We start from the raw sequence: 6,101 nt of genomic DNA on the forward strand, positions 1-6,101 counted from the left end.
TGTGGGAGTTGTACCTTTGCTCTTTCCCTTTAGGCAGGCTTGAACGCGGTGCCAAACGCGTATCAAGCCTGTTAAATGTGTAAACGATGTACCCGGTCAAAAGTGTAAAGGATGTACCGGTCTCTACAGTGAGGGGTGGATTTTGAATCTACCCCACTGCCATCATTTACCTTGGAACTCAGCCTCACGCTTGGCAATAAACGCCGCCATCCCTTCCTTCTGATCCTGCGTCGCAAACGCCGCGTGGAACACCCGGCGTTCAAAGCGCACGCCTTCCGACAGGCTCACTTCAAATGCGCGGTTGACGCTTTCCTTGACCATCATCGCAATCGGCAGCGACTTCTTGGCGATCAGCGCTGCGACTTTCAGCGCTTCTTCCAGCAGTTCATCCGCTGGCACGATCCGCGCGACAATCCCGCAACGCTCGGCTTCTACCGCATCGATCAAACGCCCGCTCAGGCACATCTCCATGGCCTTGGCCTTGCCCACGGCGCGGGTCAGGCGCTGGGTGCCGCCCATGCCCGGCAATACGCCGAGATTGATTTCCGGCTGGCCGAATTTCGCGTTGTCGCCGGCCAGGATGAAATCGCACATCAGCGCCAGTTCACAGCCACCGCCCAGGGCGAAGCCGTTGACCGCGGCGATGATCGGCTTGCGGCGGTTGGCCACGCGATCGCTGTCGCTGAACAAGTCATCGAGGTAGATCTGCGGGTAGGTCAGCTCGGCCATTTCCTTGATGTCGGCGCCGGCGGCGAAGGCTTTTTTCGAGCCGGTCAGCACAATGCAGCCGATGTTCGAGTCGGCTTCCAGCCCATCGAGAGCGTGGTTCAGTTCGCTGACGATCTGCGCGTTCAACGCGTTCAGCGCCTGTGGACGGTTAAGGGTGATCAGACCCACGCGGCCGTGGGTTTCCAGCAAAATCGTTTCATACGTCATAAAGATTTCCTTCTTAAAGATTGCGCGAAATAACCATGCGCTGAATATCGCTGGTGCCTTCGTAGATCTGGCACACCCGCACGTCGCGGTAGATCCGCTCCAGCGGGAAGTCGTTCAGGTAACCGTAACCGCCAAGGGTTTGCAACGCCGAGGAGCAGACCTTCTCGGCCATTTCCGAGGCGAACAGTTTGGCCATGGACGCTTCGACCAGAGCCGGTTGGCCGCTGTCACGCAACGCGGCGGCGTAATGCACCATTTGCCGGGCGACGGCGATTTGCGTTGCCATGTCTGCCAGGCGGAACGCGACTGCCTGGTGTTCGATGATCGGCTTGCCGAAGCTCTCACGCTCACGGGCGTAGTCGCGGGCCGCTTCAAACGCGGCGCGGGCCATGCCCACCGACTGCGAGGCGATGCCGACACGGCCGCCTTCCAGGTTGGCCAGGGCGATCCGGTAACCTTCGCCCTCCTCACCCAATCGGTTGGCCACCGGCACTTTCACGTCTTCGAACAAGATCTGGCAGGTATCGGAGGCGTGTTGACCGAGTTTGTCCTCGACCCGTGCGACTTTGTAGCCCGGCGAATCGGTCGGCACGATCAGCGCCGTAATCCCGCGCTTGCCGGCACTCGGGTCGGTCACCGCAAAGACAATCACCACCCCGGCATTCTGCCCGGAGGTGATGAACTGCTTGCAGCCGTTGAGCACGTAGTGATCGCCTTCCAGGCGCGCGCGGGTTTTCAGGCCGCTGGCGTCGGAGCCGGCTTGCGGTTCGGTCAGGGCAAAGGCGCCGAGCATCGCGCCGCTGGCCAGCGGTTTGAGGAAGCGTTCTTTCTGGTCATCGTTGCCGTACTTGAGGATCGGCACGCAACCGACCGAGTTGTGCACGCTCATGATGGTCGAGCAGGCGCCGTCACCGGCCGCGATCTCTTCCAGGGCCATGGCGTAGGCCAGGTAACCGGTGTCGCAACCGCCCCACTCTTCCGGCACCAGCATGCCGAAGAAACCCAGTCCGGCCATCTCGCCGATGGCTTCCTTTGGGAAGCGATGCTCACGGTCCCACTCGGCGGCGAACGGTTTCAGCCGTTCCTCGGCGAATTGCCGGGCCATGTCGCGGATTTGTTGTTGGTCGTCATTGGGAATCATGGTGAATCCTTAAAATCCGGGGTACGACACAGAACTCTGCGGGAGCCAGCCTGCTGGCGATAACGGTGTGTCATAAAAGTAGACATTGACTGACACGACGCCATCGCCAGCAGGCTGGCTCCCACAGGGTAAGGTTGGCCTAGTACAGGCATTCCACGGCCATGGCCGTGGCTTCACCGCCGCCGATGCAGATCGCTGCGACGCCACGTTTCAGGCCTTTCTGGCGCAAGGCCGAGAGCAAGGTGACGAGGATTCGCGCGCCAGATGCTCCAATCGGATGGCCCAGGGCGCAGGCGCCGCCGTGCACGTTGAGCTTCTCATGGGGAATTTCCAGATGGGTCATGGCAGCCATGCCAACCACTGCGAACGCTTCGTTCACTTCAACCAGATCGACGTCGTTCAGCGACCAGCCGGTTTTCTTCATCAGCCGCTTGATCGCGCCGATCGGTGCCACCGGGAACAGGCCCGGGGTGTCGGCGAATGCCGCGTGGCCGTGAATCACTGCCAGCGGTTTCAGGCCGCGTTTTTCAGCTTCGGAACGGCGCATCAACACCAATGCCGCAGCGCCGTCGGAGATCGAACTGGAGTTGGCTGCCGTCACCGTACCGCCCTCGCGGAACGCCGGTTTCAGCGAGGCGATCTTGTCCAGTTTGGCTTTCGGCGGCTGTTCGTCGTTGCTGATCAGTACCTGCTCTTTACCGACTGTCACAGTGATCGGCACGATTTCATCCTTGAAGCTGCCATCGTTGATCGCCTGCTGCGCGCGGGTGGTCGAAGCGATGGCAAACGCATCCTGGGCTTCGCGGCTGAAACCGTTGGTTTCGGCGCAATCCTCGGCGAAGGTGCCCATCAGGCGACCTTTGTCGTAGGCGTCTTCCAGGCCGTCGAGGAACATCGAATCGAGCACGCGGCCATGGCCCATGCGGTAACCGCTACGGGCGCGGTCCAGCAGGTATGGCGCGTTGGACATGCTTTCCATGCCGCCCGCGACGACCACGTCGGCGCTGCCGGCGACTAGCATGTCGTGGGCGAGAATCGCCGCTTCCATGCCCGAACCGCACATCTTGTTCAGCGTGGTGCAGCGGGTCGATTTATCCAGCCCGGCGCCCAACGCGGCTTGCCGTGCCGGTGCCTGTCCGAGACCGGCGGGCAGCACGCAGCCGAACAGCACTTCTTCGACCGCATCCGGCGCAATGCCGGCGCGTTCGACAGCCGCTTTAATCGCCGCCGCACCGAGTTGCGGTGCGGTCAGGCTTTTCAGTTCACCCTGGAAACCACCCATCGGGGTGCGGACGGCGCTGACGATAACAATAGGATCGTTGGCAATAGTCATGACAGATCTCCTTATTTGGCGGCCATGCGCAAGGCACCGTCGAGACGGATCACCTCGCCATTGAGCATGCTGTTTTCAATGATATGCCTGACCAGCGCGGCATACTCGTCCGGTTTGCCCAGGCGTGGCGGAAATGGCACGCCGGCCGCCAGGGATGCGCGGACTTCCGGGGTCATGCCGGCCATCATCGGCGTTTCGAAAATGCCGGGAGCGATGGTCATCACGCGGATGCCGAAACGCGCCAGTTCACGGGCGGCGGGCAAGGTCAGGCTGACGATCGCACCTTTCGATGCGGCGTAGGCCGCCTGGCCGATCTGGCCATCGTACGCCGCTGCCGACGCGGTGTTGATGATCACGCCGCGCTCGCCGTCGGCATCCGCTTCGGTTTCGGCGATGGCCGCAGAAGCCAGACGCAGCATGTTGAAGCTGCCGATCAGGTTGACGTTGATCACCTGGCTGAAACTGGCCAGCGCGTGCGGGCCGTTCTTGCCGAGGATCTTCTCGCCACGCACGATGCCGGCGCAGTTGACCAGACCGTTGAGGCCGCCAAAGGCTTTTACCGTCGCCTGTACCGCGGCTTCGGCAGCGGCTTCGTCGCTGATGTCGGCGACCACGCTTTGCGCGCCGAGACGTTCAGCCTGGGCCGCCACGGCTTCGGCGTTCATGTCCACCAGCATCACTTTGGCACCGGCGGCGACCAGCATTTCAGCAGTGGCCGCACCGAGGCCCGACGCACCGCCGGTGACGAGAAAAACCTTGTTTTCGATCTGCATCATTGTTTCCTTGATTCAAGCTGAAACGTTCTTCGCGGCGGCCTCTTGAGCCTTGGCGATTTCCTGGTTGCGCAAGATAAAGCGCTGCAATTTGCCGCTTGGGGTTTTTGGCAACTCGCTGACAAATTCGATTTCACGCGGGTATGAATGCGCCGCCAGACGCTTGCGCACGTGTTGGCGCAGTTCTTCGGCCAGTTCCGGCGTCGCGCGGTATTGCTCACAGATCACGACGAAGGCTTTCACCAGTTCGGTGCGCTCCGGATCGGGCTTGCCGACGACGGCGGCTTCGATCACGGCCGGGTGTTCGATCAGCGCACTTTCGACGTCGAACGGGCCGACGCGGTAGCCGGAAGTGGTAATCACGTCGTCACTGCGGCCGACAAAGCTGATGCTGCCGTCCGGGTTCCACTCGACGGTGTCGCCGCTCAGGTAATAGTTGCCGACGAACGCTTTGGTTGGCGCGCCCTCATAACCGGCGAACCAGCACATTGGCGATTGGGTACGGTCGATGGCGAGAATGCCGGGCTGGCCGACGCCGAGTTCCTTGTACTCGTCGTCGAGTACCACGATGCGGTGGCCTGGCGAGGCGAAACCGGCGGCGCCCATGTGGATCGGATGTTCCAGTCCGTGGTGATTGCACAGGACCATGCCCAGTTCGGTCTGGCCGTAATGGTCATGAATGACCACGCCGAGGTTGTCGGCGAACCAGCGGATCACTTCCGGGTTCAGCGGCTCGCCGGCGCTGCTGACGATGCGCAGTTTGCCTTTGATCGACTTGGCGAATTCGTCGCCACCGGCAATCAGCAAGCGATACGCGGTCGGTGACCCGGTGAGGTTAGTGATGCCGTATTTGTTGATGACCCGGCAGGTGCTTTCGAGGGTGAACGGGCCATCGTAAAAGGTGATCGGATGCCCCATCGCCATGGGCCCGGTGACACCGAAATAGATGCCATACGCCCAGCCCGGATCGGCCACGTTCCAGAACGCGTCTTCGGGGCGCAGGTCTACGGCGTCGCGGGTGTAGCTTTCGAAGGCAACGATGGCCTTGAGCGGAACGGACAAGGCTTTCGACGGGCCGGTGGTGCCTGAGGTGAACATCAGCAGGAACGGGTCCTCGCCGGTCAGCAACACCGGTTCACACTCGGAGGAATAATTGGCCAGTTCGGCCCAGAAACTGTAATCGCCGCGGACGATGCCTTGGCCTTTCGCACCGCCGACGGTGACGATGGTCGGGCAGTCGGCGACTTCAAAGAGTTTGGGGCGATTGACTGCGTCGGTGACCACCACTTTGGCGCCGGAACAGCTCAAGCGGTGTTCGATGGCTTTCGGGCCGAAGGCGGTGAACAGCGGCTGATAGACCGCGCCGATGCGCCAAGTGGCGAAGACGGTAATCAGCAGTTCGATGTTACGCGGCAGCAAACCGGCAACCTTGTCGCCCTTTTTCACGCCCTGGGCCAGCAGGAAATTGGCAAAACGCGCGGCCTTGTCCTGCAGGTCGCTGAAGGTGTACGTCGCGCTGGCGCCGTCGCGGCCTTCCCAGAACAACGCAATGCGCCCCGGCAAGGCATGCCGGTCGCAACACTCGACGCAGGCGTTGAGGGCGGTCAAATCACCGGCCAGGGCGGCGTCGACGGTGTGCTGATAATTGAACTGTGATGTGGCAGACAAGTAATCGCGCATTGCCAGAATCCCTCTGTATTTTTATTAGGTTGGGGGAACCGTATTTAACAGGGAAATACTCGCTCCGCGTGGGGAACGGGGCAATGGTCAAAGTTATCAAGTTGTCTGACTGGTTTGGCCAAGGTTCTGGAGGTGTGTTGCCTTGGCGGGCCCCATCGTCGGAACGCCGCCCGGAGCAGGCTCGCTCCCACACGGGATTTGTGTACGCCATAGAACCACTGTGGGAGCGAGCCTGCTC

At 61.4% G+C, this 6,101-nt stretch carries 5 protein-coding genes; all 5 read right to left on the reverse strand.

Going from position 1 to position 6,101, the window contains the following annotated elements:
* Nucleotides 1–162: 162 nt before the first annotated feature.
* Nucleotides 163–936, reverse strand: coding sequence for an enoyl-CoA hydratase (locus tag ACRC4F_RS11560; RefSeq protein ID WP_438659443.1), 774 nt, complete (start codon nt 934–936; stop codon nt 163–165).
* Nucleotides 937–949: 13 nt separating this feature from the next.
* Nucleotides 950–2,077 (reverse strand): acyl-CoA dehydrogenase, encoded by a 1,128-nt coding sequence (locus ACRC4F_RS11565; protein WP_438659444.1) that lies wholly within the window; start codon nt 2,075–2,077, stop codon nt 950–952.
* A gap of 139 nt (nt 2,078–2,216) precedes the next feature.
* Nucleotides 2,217–3,410, reverse strand: coding sequence for an acetyl-CoA C-acyltransferase (locus ACRC4F_RS11570; RefSeq protein ID WP_438659445.1), 1,194 nt, complete (start codon nt 3,408–3,410; stop codon nt 2,217–2,219).
* An 11-nt stretch (nt 3,411–3,421) separates the two neighbouring features.
* On the reverse strand, nt 3,422–4,183 hold the full coding sequence (locus ACRC4F_RS11575; RefSeq protein ID WP_109631732.1) for an SDR family NAD(P)-dependent oxidoreductase: 762 nt from the start codon (nt 4,181–4,183) through the stop codon (nt 3,422–3,424).
* Between the two features lie 15 nt (nt 4,184–4,198).
* The gene (locus tag ACRC4F_RS11580) at nt 4,199–5,863 is read right to left on the reverse strand and encodes an AMP-binding protein (RefSeq protein ID WP_438659446.1); all 1,665 of its coding nucleotides are present in this window, start codon (nt 5,861–5,863) and stop codon (nt 4,199–4,201) included.
* Nucleotides 5,864–6,101 lie beyond the last annotated feature (238 nt).

This window comes from Pseudomonas sp., from assembly GCF_051660785.1.
Classification (GTDB): Bacteria; Pseudomonadota; Gammaproteobacteria; order Pseudomonadales; family Pseudomonadaceae; genus Aquipseudomonas.

Excerpts from the sequence above, each read along its gene's own strand:
- ACRC4F_RS11570 (WP_438659445.1), bottom strand. The coding sequence starts at position 3,410 with ATGACTATTGCCAACGATCCTATTGTTATCGTCAGCGCCGTCCGCACC.
- ACRC4F_RS11565 (WP_438659444.1), bottom strand. The coding sequence starts at position 2,077 with ATGATTCCCAATGACGACCAACAACAAATCCGCGACATGGCCCGGCAA.
- ACRC4F_RS11580 (WP_438659446.1), bottom strand. The coding sequence starts at position 5,863 with ATGCGCGATTACTTGTCTGCCACATCACAGTTCAATTATCAGCACACC.
- ACRC4F_RS11560 (WP_438659443.1), bottom strand. The coding sequence starts at position 936 with ATGACGTATGAAACGATTTTGCTGGAAACCCACGGCCGCGTGGGTCTG.
- ACRC4F_RS11575 (WP_109631732.1), bottom strand. The coding sequence starts at position 4,183 with ATGCAGATCGAAAACAAGGTTTTTCTCGTCACCGGCGGTGCGTCGGGC.